Consider the following 15,190-nt stretch of genomic DNA (forward strand, 5'->3'; position numbering starts at 1 on the left):
GCTATGCCGACCCGTCGAAGAGGCTGGTGACCGAACCGTTGTCGAACACGGCGCGGATGGTGTTGGCCACCAGCGGCGCGATCGAGAGAACGGTGAGCTGCGGGAACTGCTTGTCTTCGCCGATGGGCAGCGTGTTGGTGACGATCACCTCACGCGCACCGCATTCGGCGAGGCGCTCGCGAGCCGGGTCCGACAGCACACCGTGGGTGGCGGCGATGATGACGTCACCGGCGCCGTCCTGCTTGAGCAGTTTGACCGCGCCGGCAATGGTGCCGCCGGTGTCGATCATGTCGTCGGTGAGGATGCAGGTCTTGCCGCGCACGTCACCGACGACGCGGTTGGACTTCACCTGGTTGGGCACCAGCGGGTCGCGGGTCTTGTGAATGAACGCCAGCGGAACGCCGCCCAGCGAATCGGCCCACTTCTCGGCGACGCGCACCCGGCCCGAATCGGGGGAGACCACCACCATGTCGTGGTCGGTGTAGTTCTCGGCGATGTAGCCGGTCAGCAGCTTCTGCGCCCGCATGTGGTCCACCGGCCCGTCGAAGAAGCCCTGGATCTGGTCGGTGTGCAGGTCGACCGACACGATCCGGTCGGCGCCGGCGGTTTTGAGCAGGTCGGCCACCAGCCGCGCCGAGATGGGCTCGCGGCCGCGATGCTTCTTGTCCTGACGGGCGTACGGATAGAACGGCAGGATCGCGGTGATGCGCTTGGCGCTGCCGCGCTTGAGCGCATCGATCATGATGAGCTGTTCCATCAGCCACTGGTTGAGCGGAGCGGGATGGCTCTGCAGCACGAACGCGTCGCAGCCACGCACCGACTCGTCGAAGCGGACGAAAATCTCCCCGTTGGCGAAGTCACGGGCGGTCTGCGCGGTGACGGGGACGTCGAGCTCTTTGGCCACCTGCTCGGCCAGCTCGGGATGCGCCCGGCCCGAGAAGAGCATCAGGTTTTTGCGGTTGTCGGTCCACTCGGTGCCCACTGTGCGCCTCTGCCGGTCGGGGATCGATGTCGGCCTAATGGTACGTAGCGTTTCTGTCGGTGTACTGCCGGGTAGCCGGATCGCCAACGCGAATCGTCGCGGTCGCGACTATTCGGTGTCGTCTCCGTCAGCCAGCGCCCGCGCCGCCGCCTCGGCGGCCGCCGAGCCGGGACGTTTTCGCAGCACCCAACCCTCGATGTTGCGTTGCGGCCCCGCCGAGACCGCCAGCGCACCCGGCGGCACATCGTCGCGCACCACCGTGCCGGCGCCGGTGTAGGCGCCGTCGCCGACGGTGACCGGCGCGACGAACATGGTGTCCGACCCGGTCCGCACATGCGAACCGATGGTGGTGCGGCTCTTGTTCTCCCCGTCGTAGTTGACGAAGACGCTGGACGCGCCGATGTTGCTGTGCTCGCCGATGTCGGCGTCCCCGACGTAGGTCAGGTGCGGCACCTTCGTCCCGGCACCCAGGGTGGTGTTCTTCGTCTCGACGAACGCCCCCAGCTTGCCGTCGGCGCCCAGATACGTGCCCGGCCGCAGATAGGTGAACGGCCCCACGGTGGCACCCTCGCCGATCACCGCGAGCGTCGCGTGGGTGCGCACCACCGAGGCGCGATCGCCCACCTCGACGTCGCGCAGCGTGGTGTCCGGCCCGACTTCGGCGCCCGCGCCGATCTCGGTGGTGCCCAGCAGCTGGGTGCCGGGACGGATGACGGTGTCGCGGCCGATGGTCACGTCGACGTCGATCCAGGTGGTCAGCGGATCGATCACCGTCACCCCGGCGCGCTGGTGGCGCGCGACGATGCGCCGGTTCAGCTCGGCACCCAGCGCGGAGAGCTGGACGCGGTCGTTCACCCCGGCGACCAGCGCGCTGTCGTCGAGGTGGTGGCCCTGCACGGTGCGCCCCTCGGCGGTGAGGATCGCGACCGCATCGGTGAGATACAGCTCCCCCTGCGAGTTGTTCGTGTCGAGCCGACTCAGTGCCGAGCGCAGCGCCGCTGCGTCGAAGGCATACACACCGGCGTTGATCTCGGTGATCGCCAGTTGCTCGGGGGTGCCGTCGCGCTGCTCGACGATCGCGGTGACCCGCTCGCCGTCGCGCACGATGCGGCCGTAGCCGGTGGGGTCGGGCACCGTGGTGGTGAGCACCGTCGCCGCCGCACCGGCGTGTGCGGCCACGAAGTCACGCAGCGTTGCGGCGTCGAGCAGGGGCACGTCGGCGACGGTGATCAGCACGGTCCCGGCGAAGTCGTCACCCAGCGCATCGAGTCCGCACTGCGCGGCATGCCCGGTGCCCAGCTGCTGATCCTGCACCGCCGTTTCGACCGGTCGGCCCAGCGTGGCGGCCAGCTCTTCGGCCGCCGCGGTCACCCGCTCACGGGCGGTGCCCACGATGACGACCAGCCGGTGCGGTGTGAGCTCGGCGGCCGCGTGCAGCGCGTGGGCCAGCATGCTGCGTCCGGCCACACTGTGCAGGACCTTCGGGGTGTCCGACCGCATCCGGGTGCCTGCGCCTGCGGCGAGGACGAGCACGGCGGTCTCGTTCGGTCCGGTCATTGCTTCCCACCTGCTCCGTCGCCAGGACTCGAACCTGAACTATCTGAACCAAAATCAGAGGTGCTGCCGATTACACCACGACGGATCGATCACCCCGAGACTCTAGTCGACGCCGAGACGGCCGGCGGGCAGGAGCGAAGCGACCCGGGAATGGGTTCGGCGGGCAGGAGCGAAGCGACCCGGGAATGGGTTCGGCGGGCAGGAGCGAAGCGACCTGGGGGATACCCTGGAGCCCGTGGCCGTGCCTGACAAGTCCGATGGTCAGACCCGGGCGCCGCGCGCCAGGATGACCGGCAGCGAACGACGCCAGCAACTCATCGAGATCGCCAAGTCGCTGTTCGCCCAGCGCGGTTACGAAGGCACCTCGATCGAGGAGATCGCGCAGCGGGCCAACGTCTCCAAACCCGTCGTCTACGAGCATTTCGGCGGCAAGGAGGGGTTGTACGCCGTCGTGGTGGACCGGGAGATGTCGGCGCTGCTCGACGGCATCACGTCCTCGCTGACCAACAACCGCTCCCGCGTGCGGCTCGAGCGGGTCGCGCTGGCGCTGCTGACCTACGTCGAGGAACGCACCGACGGTTTCCGCATCCTGATTCGGGACTCGCCGGCGGCGATCACCTCGGGCACCTACTCGACGCTGCTCAACGACGCGGTCAACCAGGTGTCGTCGATCCTGGCGGGGGATTTCGCCCGGCGCGGACTCGATCCGGAGCTGGCCCCGCTCTACGCGCAGGCCCTGGTGGGGTCGGTGTCGATGAGCGCGCAGTGGTGGCTCGACACCCGCGAGCCGAAGAAAGAGGTGGTGGCGGCCCATCTGGTGAACCTGATGTGGAACGGGCTGACCCATCTGGAGGCCGACCCCCGACTGCGGGACGAGGACTGAGCCGGCGCGCGCCTAGACTGGACGCCATCATGACCGCATCGGGGCCCGACCATGTCCAAAACCCGATCGCGGGGCTCGTCGAGCTGGCGCTTCGCGATCCTTGCCTGACCGACCTGGCCCGTCGCGCCGCCGAGCGCCCCGAGCAGCTCACCCTGGTGGGGCCGGCCAGCGCCCGTCTGCTGGTGGCCGCCGCGCTCGCCTCGACCGGCCCGCTGCTGGTGGTCACCGCCACCGGCCGCGAAGCCGACGATCTCACCGCCGAACTTCGCGGGGTGCTCGGCGACGCGGTGGCGCTGTTCCCGTCCTGGGAGACGCTGCCGCATGAGCGGCTGTCCCCGGGTGTCGACACCGTCGGTGCCCGGATGATGCTGCTGCGGCGCCTGGCGCATCCGGACGATTCCCGGCTCGGCCCGCCACTGCGGGTGGTGGTCACCACGACCCGCTCGGTGGTGCAGCCGATGGCGCAACGACCGGGCCGCCTGGAAGATTCTGCGCCGGTCACGCTGACCGTCGGGGAGGACGCGGACTTCGACGCGACGATCGCCCGGCTCGTCGAACTGGCCTACACCCGCGTCGACATGGTGGCCAAGCGCGGCGAATTCGCGGTCCGCGGTGGCATTCTCGACGTGTTCTGCCCGACCGCCGAACACCCGGTGCGCGTGGAGTTCTGGGGTGACGAGGTCTCCGAGATCCGGATGTTCGCCGTCGCCGACCAGCGGTCGATCCCCGAGATCGAGGTCACGTCGATGATCGCGGTCCCGTGCCGCGAACTGTTGATGACCGAGGACGTCCGCGAACGCGCAGCGGCGCTGGCGCTCGAGCATCCGGCCGGGGAGAACACCGTGCCCGGCGCGGTTCCGGACATGCTGGCCAAGCTGGCCGAGGGCATCCCCGTCGACGGAATGGAGGCCCTGCTGCCGATATTGCGGCCGGGGCAGCTGTCCATGCTGACCGATCACCTGCCCACCGGGGCGCCGGTTCTGGTGTGCGATCCGGAGAAGGTCCGCACGCGGGCGGCCGACCTGATCAAAACCGGCCGCGAGTTCCTCGAGGCGTCGTGGTCCACCGCGGCGGTCGGTGGGGACGCCCCGATCGATCTGGAGCAGCTGGGCGCCTCCGGTTTCCTGGAGCTGTCCGGGGTGCGCGACGGGGCCCGGGCCGGCGGTCATCCGTGGTGGACGCTGAGCCAGCTGTCCGACGAGGGGGCGATCGAACTCGACATCCGTTCGGCGCCGTCGGCGCGCGGGCAGAGTTCGGTCGAGGAGATCTTCGCCATGTTGCGGGCGCACGTGGCCACCGGCGGGTACGCCGCCGTGGTCACCCCGGGGCAGGGCACCGCGCAGCGCGTCGTCGAACAGCTGGCCGACGCCGATACCCCCGCAACGCTTCTCGATCCGGGGCTGGCGCCCAAGGCCGGCGTGGTGGGCGTGCTCAAGGGTTCGTTGCACGACGGGGTGGTGCTGCCGGGGTCGGCGCTGGTGATCGTCACCGAAGCCGATCTGACCGGCAGCCGCGTCACGGCCACCGAAGGCAAGCGGCTGGCGGCCAAGCGCCGCAACGTCGTCGACCCGCTCGCGTTGACCGCGGGTGATCTGGTGGTGCACGACCAGCACGGCATCGGCCGCTTTGTCGAGATGACCGAACGGGTGATCGGCGGGGCCCGGCGCGAATACCTGGTGCTGGAGTACGCGTCGAGCAAAAGAGGCGGCGCGGCATCCAACACAGACCGCCTCTATGTGCCGATGGATTCACTCGATCAGCTCTCGCGCTACGTCGGGGGTGAGGCGCCGTCGCTGTCCAAGCTGGGCGGCAGCGACTGGGCGAACACGAAAACCAAAGCGCGGCGGGCTGTTCGGGAGATCGCCGGCGAGCTGGTGTCGCTGTACGCCAAACGTCAGGCCGCGCCGGGACACGCCTTCGGACCGGACACCCCGTGGCAGGCCGAGATGGAGGATGCGTTCGGTTTCACCGAGACCGTCGACCAGCTGACCGCGATCACCGAGGTCAAGTCGGATATGGAGAAACCGGTTCCGATGGACCGGGTGATCTGCGGTGACGTCGGGTACGGCAAGACCGAGATCGCGGTGCGGGCGGCGTTCAAGGCGGTGCAGGACGGTAAGCAGGTGGCGGTGCTGGTGCCGACGACGCTGCTGGCCGACCAGCATCTGCAGACGTTCACCGCGCGGATGGCGGGGTTCCCGGTGACGGTGAAAGGGCTGTCGCGCTTCACCGATCCCGCCGAGTCGCGGGCGACGCTCGAGGGCATGACCGACGGTTCGGTCGACATCGTCATCGGCACCCACCGGCTGCTGCAGACCGGGGTGACGTGGAAAGACCTGGGGCTCATCGTCGTCGACGAGGAGCAGCGCTTCGGCGTCGAGCACAAGGAGCACATCAAGTCCTTGCGCACCCACGTCGACGTGCTGACCATGAGCGCCACGCCGATCCCACGCACCCTGGAGATGAGCCTGGCCGGGATCCGCGAGATGTCGACGATCCTGACCCCACCCGAAGAGCGCTATCCGGTGCTGACCTATGTCGGTCCGCACGACGACAAACAGGTCGCGGCTGCGTTGCGCCGCGAGCTGCTGCGTGACGGTCAGGCGTTCTACATCCACAACCGGGTCCGCACCATCGACCAGGCCGCGGCGAGGATCGCGGCGCTGGTCCCCGAGGCGCGGGTGGTGGTGGCGCACGGGCAGATGCCCGAGGAGATGCTGGAGAAGACCGTCGAGGGCTTCTGGAACCGCGAATACGACATCCTGGTCTGCACGACGATCGTCGAGACCGGGCTGGACATCTCGAACGCCAACACGCTGATCGTCGAGCGGGCCGACACGTTCGGGTTGTCGCAGCTGCATCAGCTGCGCGGGCGCGTCGGGCGCTCCCGGGAACGCGGATACGCGTATTTCCTGTATCCGCCCGAGGTGCCGCTGACCGAGACGGCCTATGACCGGTTGGCCACCATCGCCCAGAACAACGAACTGGGCGCGGGTATGGCGGTGGCGATGAAGGACCTCGAGATCCGCGGAGCGGGCAATGTGCTGGGCGCCGAACAGTCCGGCCACGTCGCGGGCGTCGGATTCGATCTGTACGTGCGTCTGGTGGGCGAGGCGGTCGAGGCGTACCGAGCCGCCGCCGACGGGAAAACCGTTGCCACCGCAGAGGAACCGAAGGAGGTGCGCATCGATTTGCCGGTCGACGCCCACCTGCCGCCGGACTACATCGGCAGCGACCGGTTGCGGCTGGAGGCGTATCGGCGCCTGGCCGCGGCATCGGACGATGCGGCGGTGGACTCGGTGATCGAGGAGCTGGTCGACCGCTACGGCCCGCTCCCGGAGCCGGCGCAGCGTCTGGTGGCGGTGGCTCGACTGCGGCTGCTGTGCCGCGAGTACGGCGTGACCGAACTCTCCGCGACATCGGCATCCACGCTGAAGCTGTCACCCCTGCAGTTGCCCGACTCCGCGCAGATGCGGTTGAAGCGGTTGTATCCGGGCGCCAACTACCGGGCCACCACCTCGACGGTGCAGGTCCCCGTGCCGCGGGCCGGCGCGGGGGTCGGTGCGCCGCGAATCCGGGACCTGGAGCTGGTGCAGATGGCGGCCAATCTGCTGCTGAACCTCGACGGCAAGGCGCCCGGCAGCGTCGACGTCACCGCGAAATTGATCTCCACTTCGTGAGCCGCGGGTCTCGGTGTCGGGTCAACACACCCGTCGGGTCCGCCGCTCTGCCCACCGGCGGGGCGGCCATCGTCGTGGGCGGGCCGTGCGGCACGCCCTTCGAGACCCGACGGTGTACTGATATAACCGAGGTCAGTCCGCGTCGACATCCGTGAGGGGGCAGCCAGGTGACCGTCGTTCTGGTCGACCCTCGCCGCCCCTCCCTGATCCCGATCGACGCGATCGATCTGCTCACCGGCGACGTGCAGTACACCGAGGAGATGCCGATCAAGGTGCCGTGGTCGCTGCCCGCGGCGCGGCCGTGCTTCGCCGATGAATCCGACGACGACCGGGCGCCGGTGCTGCTGTCGTCGGATCCGACTCATCCCGCGGTGCGTGCGCGCATCGCCGCCGGCGACCGGGTGATCTCTGCCCCGGAACCGCAGCCGGGGGAGCGGTTGGTGGACGCCGTGGTGATGATGGACAAGCTGCGCACCGCAGGCCCGTGGGAGAGCGAGCAGACTCACGACTCGCTGCGGCGGTATCTGCTCGAGGAGACCTACGAGCTGTTCGACGCGGTGCACAGCGGCGACGCCGACCTGGTCCGCGACGAACTCGGAGATGTGTTGCTGCAGGTGCTGTTTCACGCCCGCATCGCCGAGGACGCGACCCAGCACGCCTTCACCATCGACGACGTGGCCGATGCACTTGTCCGCAAGCTGGGCAACCGGGTGCCTGCGGTGCTCGCCGGCGAGGCGATCTCGCTGGAAGATCAACTGGCGCAGTGGGAGGAACGCAAAGCCCTCGAGAAGGCCCGCCGCGGCGTGGTGTCCTCGATGGACGACGTGCCGACCGGTCAGCCCGCTCTGGCGCTGGCGCAGAAGGTGCTGGCGCGGGCCGCTCAGGCCGGGTTGCCGGACGATCTGGTGCCGGACGATTTGACGACGATCCACATCTCGGCCGACGAGGACGCCGAAAACGTGCTGCGCGCAGAGGTTCTCGAGTTCATGGACACTGTGCGCGCGGTCGAGGTGGCGATCGCCGGGAGCCGGCGCGGAGACGACGTGCCCGAGCAGCTCGACCGCTCCGCGCTGAGCGACATCACCGAAGAGGAGTGGCGGACGCACTGGCCGACGACGGAGGCTGTGGAACCGGTGGACCAGTCGGAGCCCGCACGCGAGCCCGAATAGCGTAACGGCACGGCGGATTTCCGCGCCGTTCTCCGCCCTGGCGTTACGGAAACGCGGGACGACGAGTGAAGGTCGTCAGGAGAACAGCGTCGAACCCCAGTAGGCCGACGAATCCCCGTCGCGCAGACCCGGCGGGCACGCGAACACCGCGGTCCCGGTGTGCGTGATGTATTCGTTCATGGCGTCCCGGCGCGACATCTCGGCCTGCATCGGGATGAACTGTTTCACCGGGTCCCGGACGAAGGCGATGAAGAACAGTCCGGCGTCGAGATGCCCGAGCCCGTCGGTGCCGTCGGTGAAGTTGTAACCGCGCCGCAGGATCTCGATGCCGCCGAGGTTCTGCGGCGACACCAACCGCACATGTGCGTCCTTGTCGATCAGCGGTTCGCCCCGGCCGTTCTTCAGATCCAGGTTCAATTCCTCGAATTCGTCGACCAGACCGTTGGGCGCGCCGCTGCCCTTCTGCCGGCCGATCACCCGCTCCTGCTCGAGCAGGGTGGTGCGATCCCAGTTCTCGATCCGCATCCGGATCCGCCGCGTCACCAGATAGCTGCCACCGGTGAGCCAGTCGGGCCCGTCGCCGTCGGCGACCCAGACGAAGTCGTCGATCTTGCTGGTCTCCTCGGCCTTGATGTTGGCCGTTCCGTCCTTGAAGCCGAACAGGTTTCGCGGTGTCGCCTGGTCTGCGGTGGTCGAGCTGGTGCGCCCGAAACCGAGCTGGGTGTAGCGCACCGCCACGGTGCCGAACCCGACGCGGGCCAGGTTGCGCACCGCGTGGAACGCCACCTGCGGATCGTTGGCGCACGCCTGAACGACGATGTCTCCACCGCAGCGGGCGGGATCCAGCGTCTCGTTGGGGAACTTCGGCAGGTCGGCCAGCTGTTCGGGTTTGCGGTCGGCGATCCCGAAGCGGTCTTCGCCGTCCTTGAGGAAGAACGACGGCCCGAAGCCCATGGTCAGCGTCAGCTGCGAGGCGGCCAACCCCAGCGCTTCACCGGTGTCTCCGGGCGGGGCGTACGGGTTGCCCTCGATGGCCCCCTCGGGCACCGCCTCTTCGCCCTTGGTCATCCGCTCGGCCATCTCGGTCCACTGCTTGAGCAGTCCGATCACGTCCTCGCGCGAGTCCGACGTGACGTCGAAGACGGCGAAGGTCATCCGGTCCTGCTGTGCGGTGACGATTCCGGCTTGGTGCTCACCGCGGAATGCGACCGGCGATTGCAGGCCGGTGTCGGATGTGGCCGCAGCGGACGCGCGGCCGGCCAGTGCACCGGCACCGGCCGCGCCGACCACCGCGGCGGTCACCCCCGCGGCGCCGAACAGCCGGCGCCGGGAGATGCCTTCGGGAGGGTTACTGGGGAGCGACGACACCTTGCACCTGGCTGACTTCCTTGCTGAGCGCGTCGATCGCGCGGGACAACTCCTGGCGCTGCGGCTCGGTGACCTTGTCGTAGGACACGAAGCCGTCGCCCTCGCGGTACTTCTCGACCAGCGCCTCGGCCTCCTCGAACCGCTGATCCACCCGCTTGCCCAGCTCGGGGTCGCGTTCGTCGAGGATCGGGCGCACCGACGCGACGGCGGTCTGCGAGCCCTGCAGGTTGGCGTTGAAGTCCCACAGGTCGGTATGGCTGAAGATGTCCTCTTCGCCGGTGATCTTGCTGATCGCGATCTCGTCGAGCAGACCCTGTGCGCCGCCGGCGATCTGGGTGGAGTCGATGGTGTAGTCGGGGGCCTTGACGCCGTCGCGGAGTTCCTTGACGTCGGCGACCAGCTGATCGGCGATGGCGTTGGTGTCGGGCTGCGGGCCGGTCACCCACAGGTCTTTCTCCAGGCGGTGGAAGCCGGTCCATTTCTGGCCGGGTTCGAGGTCGGCCTCGCGCAGGTCGATCCGCGGGTCGAGGTCGTTGGGGAAGGACTCGGCGACCGGCTCGATGCGCTCGTAGTAGGTGCGGGTCGGCCCGAATTGCGCCTTGGCGCCCTCGATGTCGCCGGACTTGATGGCGGCGGTGAACGCCTCGACGGCGGGCACCAGCGCATCGGCCTGGCTGTTCACGTACCGCTTGTAGCTGTCGGCGGCCTCTTTGAACTTGCCTTCGGTGTCGATCTGCTTGGCTTCACCGGTGACGACGAAGTCGCTGCGGATGCCGTCGCCGACCATTCCGGGGCGGCAGGAGGTCTGGTAGGTGCCGGGCTCGGAGAGCTGCACCACGAGCTTGCGCTGCAGGCCGGGGGAGATGTTCTCGACCTCACCCATGACGCGGTCGCCCTCGCCGTAGACGTAGAACTCGGTCACCTTGTTGCCGCTGTTGGTGACGACGAAGGTGCTCGGCCCCGTGCTGGCCTCGGTGCCCGACAGCGAGCATGCGTCGTCGGAGGCGTCCACGGTGATCTCCCCGGGTCCGTTCGCACCGCTGTCCCTCGATTGTTCCTTGGCTTGGCAGCCGACCAGGGACAGGCCGGTGAGCAACGCGGCGGCGGCGACGCCGGCCTTGGCTACGGGGGTGACGTTCACGTGGTGGACCTTTCGGTGGAGGGAGTGGGGGAAGTCGGGTTCGGAGCCGAAGTGGAGGTGGCGCGGGTGGGCCGCAGGTAGGCCACCAGCACCGCGGCCAGATAGGCCAGCCAGCCGATGAGCTGCAGCACCGTCGGCGTCGGTGTGACGTTGAAGATCCCCTGGATCACCTCGCCGTACCAGGCCGACCAGTTGAACCAGCCGCTGATGTCGAACGCCCGGGCCGACAGACCGGGTAGCCAGCCGACGGTCTGCAGCGCGCCGATGCCGTAGGACAGGATGCCCGCGGCCACGATGATGAGGAAGACACCCGTGTACTTGAAGAACTTGGCGAGGTCGATGCGGATCGCGCCGGCGTACATGCCGTAGGCCAGTGCCGTCGCGATCAGCACCCCCAGGATGAGCCCGATCAGCGGCCACGCGGTCTCGGCTTCGGCGTATCCGACCATGAACAGTGCGGTTTCCACACCCTCGCGACCGACGGCCAGGAAGGCCAGAGTCGCCACGGCGTAGGCGCCGGTCTCCAGCGCCCGGCCCATGCTGCTGCGCAGCTCACCGGATAGGCCGGCGGCAGCGGATCTCATCCACAGCACCATCGTCGTGACGATCGCGACGGCGACCAGCGACGCGACACCCGCGATCGCCTCGGCGCCCAGCCCGGTGATCGTGTACGCACTGAACTGGATGGCCAGGAACACGATGATCGTCATGGCCACGGCGGCGCCGACGCCCAGCCACACCCACTTGAGCGCATCGCGCCGGTCGGATTTGACCAGGAACGCCACCAGGATCGTCACCACGATCGCGGCTTCGAGTCCTTCGCGTAGCCCGATCAGACCGCTGCCGAGCAACTGCGACGTGACGTTGGGCGCCGCCTCGACGGTGACCATGACGGTGGTCGGAATACTCGTGACGACCGACATTGACCGAACCTCGCTACCAGGATCTTCTCGAACGATGCTTCGGCTAACCAAAGCAAGGTGTGCCTACCTTAACAGTGCCCTGGAACGCAAGGTATCCGTCCGCCACGGCGCGACTTCAACCGGGCAGGTGTGAACCCATGGAACTATGGAAGACGGAAAGGGTTGAGGGAGTCCGGTGTCGCCAGTTCGTTGGATGCAGGGCGCCGTGGTCACAGGTGCCGCGGCTCTGCTGATGGCCTCGAGTTGCTCATGGCAGCTGGGCATCCCCATTCCCGAGGGGGTTCCGCCGCCGGCCGGTGATCCCGTGCCCGCCGTCGACACCTACGCCGGGGGGCGCGCGGCCGATCAGTTGCACGAGTGGGCGGCTGAACGGGCCCCCAGACTGGGCATCCCGGTCACCGCGCTGGAGGCCTACGCCTACGCCGCGCGGGTGGCGCAGGTGGAGAACCCCGAGTGCAACCTGACCTGGACCACCCTGGCCGGCATCGGCATGGTCGAGAGCCACCACGGCAACTACCGCGGGGCGATGGTGGCCTCCAACGGCGAGGTCACCCCGCCCATCCGCGGTATGCGGCTGGACGGCTCCAGTGGCAATCTGCGAATCGGGGATACTGACGCCGGCCTGCTCGACGGCGATCCCGATCTCGACCGCGCGATGGGCCCGATGCAGTTCATCCCGGAGACGTGGCGGCTCTACGGCGTCGACGCCAACGGCGACGGGAAGGTCGATCCCGACAACATCGACGATGCCGCACTGTCCTCGGCGGGCTACCTCTGTTACACCGGCAAGAACCTGTCGACGCCGCGCGGCTGGATGAACGCGCTGCGCGCATACAACTACTCCGAGCAGTACGCCCGCACGGTGCGCGACTGGGCCACGGCGTACGCCGAGGGCCGCGCGCTGTGACCGGGCCGGCCAGCCTCTAGGCTGGTGAGCCGAAGCGACAGCCCGAAGGAGATGCCAGTGCCCATCATCGAGCAGGTCGGAGCCCGCGAGATCCTCGATTCCCGGGGGAATCCGACAGTCGAGGTCGAGGTGGCCCTGACCGACGGTACGTTCGCCCGGGCCGCGGTGCCGTCGGGAGCGTCGACCGGTGAGCACGAGGCCGTCGAGTTGCGCGACGGCGGATCGCGCTATGGCGGCAAGGGCGTGGACAAGGCGGTCCAGGCCGTGCTCGACGAGATCGCGCCTGCGGTGATCGGCATCAGCGCCGACGACCAGCGGCTGATCGACCAGGCGCTGCTGGATCTGGACGGCACCCCGGACAAGTCGCGGCTGGGCGCCAACGCCATCCTCGGGGTGTCCCTCGCGGTGTCCAAGGCCGCCGCGGAGAGTGCCGGTTTGCCCCTCTTCCGGTACCTGGGCGGCCCGAATGCCCACATCCTGCCCGTGCCGATGATGAACATCCTCAACGGTGGCGCCCACGCCGACACCGGCGTGGACGTCCAGGAGTTCATGGTCGCCCCGATCGGTGCGCCGTCGTTCAAGGAGGCGCTGCGCTGGGGCGCCGAGGTGTACCACTCGCTGAAGTCGGTGCTCAAGAAGCAGGGTCTGGGTACCGGATTGGGCGACGAGGGTGGTTTCGCTCCCGACGTCGCCGGCACCACAGCTGCGCTGGATCTGATCTCCTCGGCGATCGAGGCGGCCGGTTTCACGCTGGGCACCGACGTGACGCTCGCGCTGGACGTCGCCGCCACGGAGTTCTTCACCGACGGCACCGGGTACAGCTTCGAGCGGGAGACCCGGACTGCAGAGCAGATGGCCGAGTTCTATGCGGGTCTGCTCGACGCCTATCCGCTGGTCTCGATCGAGGATCCGCTGGACGAGGACGACTGGGCCGGCTGGGTGGCGCTGACCAGCCAGATCGGCGACCGGGTACAGCTGGTCGGCGACGATCTGTTCGTCACCAACCCCGAACGGCTCGAGGAGGGCATCGAGCGCGGTGCCGCCAATGCGCTGCTGGTGAAGGTGAACCAGATCGGCACCCTGACCGAGACGCTCGATGCGGTGGCACTGGCCCACAACGCCGGTTACAAGACGATGATGAGCCACCGCAGCGGCGAGACCGAGGACACCACGATCGCCGATCTGGCCGTCGCGGTGGGCAGCGGTCAGATCAAGACCGGTGCGCCCGCACGCAGCGAGCGCGTCGCGAAGTACAACCAGTTGCTGCGCATCGAGGAGGCACTCGGCGACGCCGCCCGCTACGCCGGAGATCTCGCCTTCCCGCGGTATGGCGTGGAGCCGAAATAGCGTCGGTGCGCTGACCTACGATGCCCGAGTCGAAGCGGCCCGATCCGAAGCGTCGGTCCTCGGCGTCGTCGCGACCGGGGAAGCCCGGGGCTGCGGGCGGTGCGGCGCGGGGGCGCCCGAAGACCACCGCTGCGCAGCGACGTGAGCCGCGGGCGATCGAGGCCCGGCCGGCGGCCGAACCCGTCGACCCCACCGACGCGACCGGGCCCGAACCGGTCGGGCGGTCGATCATGCACCGCGCCGAACAACTCGCCGCGCGGCAGTCCGAGCAGCGGTTCGGTTCGGCCGCCCGGCGCGCGGCGATCCTGGCGGCGGTGGTGTGCGTGCTGACGCTGACGATCGCCGGGCCGGTGCGGACCTATTTCGCCCAGCGCACCGAGATGAAGCAGCTGCGGGCCACCGAGGAGCAGCTACGGGTGCAGATCGGCGAACTGGAGGAGCAGAAGATCAAGCTGGCCGATCCGGTGTTCATCGCCGCGCAGGCCCGGGAACGGCTGGGTTTCGTGATGCCGGGCGACATTCCGTTCGAAGTGCAGTTGCCCCCGGGTGCGGTCACTCCCGGTAGCGCGGCCGGTGCCGCCCCGGAGACCGCGCCGGCGGGGCAACCGTGGTACACGTCGCTGTGGAAGACCATCGCCGATGAGCCGCACGGTCTTTCACCGGCAGCACCACCGCCGGGTCCCCCTCCGCCGCCGGGCCCGCCGCCACCACCAGCGTTCCCGCCGCCCGGTGGTTGACCCGGCAGATCTGGACGCCGTCGCCCGGCAGCTGGGGCGCGAACCGCGCGGTGTCCTGGAGATCGCTTATCGCTGCCCCAACGGTGAGCCCGCCGTCGTGAAGACCGCGCCGCGGCTGCCCGACGGCACGCCGTTTCCGACGCTCTACTACCTCACCCACCCGGCGCTGACCGCGGCGGCGAGCCGGCTGGAGTCGTCGGGCCTGATGCGGGAGATGACCGAGCGGCTGGGCGAGGATCCTGAGCTGGCGGCCGCCTACCGCCGTGCCCACGAGTCGTATCTGGCCGAGCGTGACGCCATCGAGTCGCTGGGCACCACCTTTTCCGGTGGTGGCATGCCCGATCGGGTGAAGTGCCTGCACGTCGTGATCGCCCACGCACTGGCCAAGGGGCCGGGGTTGAATCCCTTCGGTGACGAGGCGCTCGCGATCCTGGCCGGTGAAGCGGGTATGCAGGGCATCGTGGACCGGGAGAAGTGGGGCAACGTATGACCAAGC

Annotated in this window: 12 protein-coding genes and 1 tRNA gene; 7 read left to right on the forward strand and 6 right to left on the reverse strand. The window is 68.9% G+C overall.

Annotation, left to right across the window (positions count from 1 at the left end; translation table 11 throughout):
* Position 1: 1 nt before the first annotated feature.
* The 3 genes from ACN27E_RS23365 to ACN27E_RS23375 all read right to left on the reverse strand — a co-directional run bounded on the left by ACN27E_RS23365 (position 2) and on the right by ACN27E_RS23375 (position 2,624).
* The gene (locus ACN27E_RS23365; protein ID WP_422745113.1) at positions 2-982 is read right to left on the reverse strand and encodes a ribose-phosphate diphosphokinase; all 981 of its coding nucleotides are present in this window, start codon (positions 980-982) and stop codon (positions 2-4) included.
* A 108-nt stretch (positions 983-1,090) separates the two neighbouring features.
* A complete protein-coding gene (glmU, locus tag ACN27E_RS23370; RefSeq protein ID WP_422745115.1) occupies positions 1,091-2,539 on the reverse strand; it encodes a bifunctional UDP-N-acetylglucosamine diphosphorylase/glucosamine-1-phosphate N-acetyltransferase GlmU in 1,449 nt (482 codons plus the stop codon).
* A 13-nt stretch (positions 2,540-2,552) separates the two neighbouring features.
* Positions 2,553-2,624, reverse strand: a tRNA-Gln gene (locus tag ACN27E_RS23375).
* A gap of 201 nt (positions 2,625-2,825) precedes the next feature.
* Here ACN27E_RS23375 and ACN27E_RS23380 point away from each other — a divergent pair.
* From ACN27E_RS23380 to ACN27E_RS23390, 3 genes are all read left to right on the forward strand, one after another.
* Entirely contained in the window at positions 2,826-3,422 is a 597-nt protein-coding gene (locus ACN27E_RS23380; RefSeq protein WP_422750077.1) for a TetR/AcrR family transcriptional regulator, read from the forward strand.
* Positions 3,423-3,451: 29 nt separating this feature from the next.
* The gene (gene mfd / locus ACN27E_RS23385; RefSeq protein ID WP_422745117.1) at positions 3,452-7,102 is read left to right on the forward strand and encodes a transcription-repair coupling factor; all 3,651 of its coding nucleotides are present in this window, start codon (positions 3,452-3,454) and stop codon (positions 7,100-7,102) included.
* Positions 7,103-7,269: 167 nt separating this feature from the next.
* A complete protein-coding gene (locus tag ACN27E_RS23390) occupies positions 7,270-8,271 on the forward strand; it encodes a nucleoside triphosphate pyrophosphohydrolase (RefSeq protein ID WP_422745119.1) in 1,002 nt (333 codons plus the stop codon).
* 75 nt (positions 8,272-8,346) lie between these two features.
* Here the strand turns inward: ACN27E_RS23390 and efeB are convergent, their stop codons facing one another.
* Genes efeB through efeU form a run of 3 tightly spaced genes read right to left on the reverse strand, consistent with a single transcriptional unit; the run spans position 8,347 to position 11,703 of the window.
* Positions 8,347-9,639 carry an iron uptake transporter deferrochelatase/peroxidase subunit gene (gene efeB / locus ACN27E_RS23395; RefSeq protein ID WP_422745121.1) on the reverse strand — a complete coding sequence of 431 codons (1,293 nt, stop codon included), beginning with the start codon at positions 9,637-9,639 and terminating at the stop codon, positions 8,347-8,349.
* On the reverse strand, positions 9,620-10,780 hold the full coding sequence (gene efeO, locus ACN27E_RS23400) for an iron uptake system protein EfeO (RefSeq protein ID WP_422745123.1): 1,161 nt from the start codon (positions 10,778-10,780) through the stop codon (positions 9,620-9,622). Before efeO ends, efeB begins: the two co-directional genes overlap by 20 nt.
* The gene (gene efeU / locus ACN27E_RS23405; RefSeq protein ID WP_422745125.1) at positions 10,777-11,703 is read right to left on the reverse strand and encodes an iron uptake transporter permease EfeU; all 927 of its coding nucleotides are present in this window, start codon (positions 11,701-11,703) and stop codon (positions 10,777-10,779) included. Before efeU ends, efeO begins: the two co-directional genes overlap by 4 nt.
* Before the next feature lie 175 nt (positions 11,704-11,878).
* Between efeU and ACN27E_RS23410 the strand changes: the two genes are divergently transcribed.
* Genes ACN27E_RS23410 through ACN27E_RS23425 form a run of 4 tightly spaced genes read left to right on the forward strand, consistent with a single transcriptional unit; the run spans position 11,879 to position 15,184 of the window.
* Positions 11,879-12,610: a lytic transglycosylase domain-containing protein gene (locus ACN27E_RS23410; protein ID WP_422745127.1), complete on the forward strand. Its 732-nt coding sequence runs from the start codon at positions 11,879-11,881 to the stop codon at positions 12,608-12,610.
* Positions 12,611-12,667: 57 nt separating this feature from the next.
* Entirely contained in the window at positions 12,668-13,957 is a 1,290-nt protein-coding gene (gene eno, locus ACN27E_RS23415) for a phosphopyruvate hydratase (protein ID WP_422745129.1), read from the forward strand.
* A gap of 20 nt (positions 13,958-13,977) precedes the next feature.
* Positions 13,978-14,694: an FtsB family cell division protein gene (locus ACN27E_RS23420; protein ID WP_422745131.1), complete on the forward strand. Its 717-nt coding sequence runs from the start codon at positions 13,978-13,980 to the stop codon at positions 14,692-14,694.
* Positions 14,687-15,184 (forward strand): DUF501 domain-containing protein, encoded by a 498-nt coding sequence (locus tag ACN27E_RS23425; protein ID WP_422745134.1) that lies wholly within the window; start codon positions 14,687-14,689, stop codon positions 15,182-15,184. The genes ACN27E_RS23420 and ACN27E_RS23425 overlap by 8 nt, the downstream gene beginning before the upstream one ends.
* Positions 15,185-15,190: the final 6 nt, after the last annotated feature.

The organism is Mycobacterium sp. WMMD1722 (assembly GCF_049315205.1).
GTDB lineage: Bacteria > Actinomycetota > Actinomycetes > Mycobacteriales > Mycobacteriaceae > Mycobacterium.

Bases quoted from the DNA above. Each gene is read 5' to 3' on its own strand.
- ACN27E_RS23420 (WP_422745131.1), top strand. From the start codon at position 13,978: ATGCCCGAGTCGAAGCGGCCCGATCCGAAGCGTCGGTCCTCGGCGTCG.
- efeU (WP_422745125.1), bottom strand. From the start codon at position 11,703: ATGTCGGTCGTCACGAGTATTCCGACCACCGTCATGGTCACCGTCGAG.
- ACN27E_RS23380 (WP_422750077.1), top strand. From the start codon at position 2,826: ATGACCGGCAGCGAACGACGCCAGCAACTCATCGAGATCGCCAAGTCG.
- glmU (WP_422745115.1), bottom strand. From the start codon at position 2,539: ATGACCGGACCGAACGAGACCGCCGTGCTCGTCCTCGCCGCAGGCGCA.
- mfd (WP_422745117.1), top strand. From the start codon at position 3,452: ATGACCGCATCGGGGCCCGACCATGTCCAAAACCCGATCGCGGGGCTC.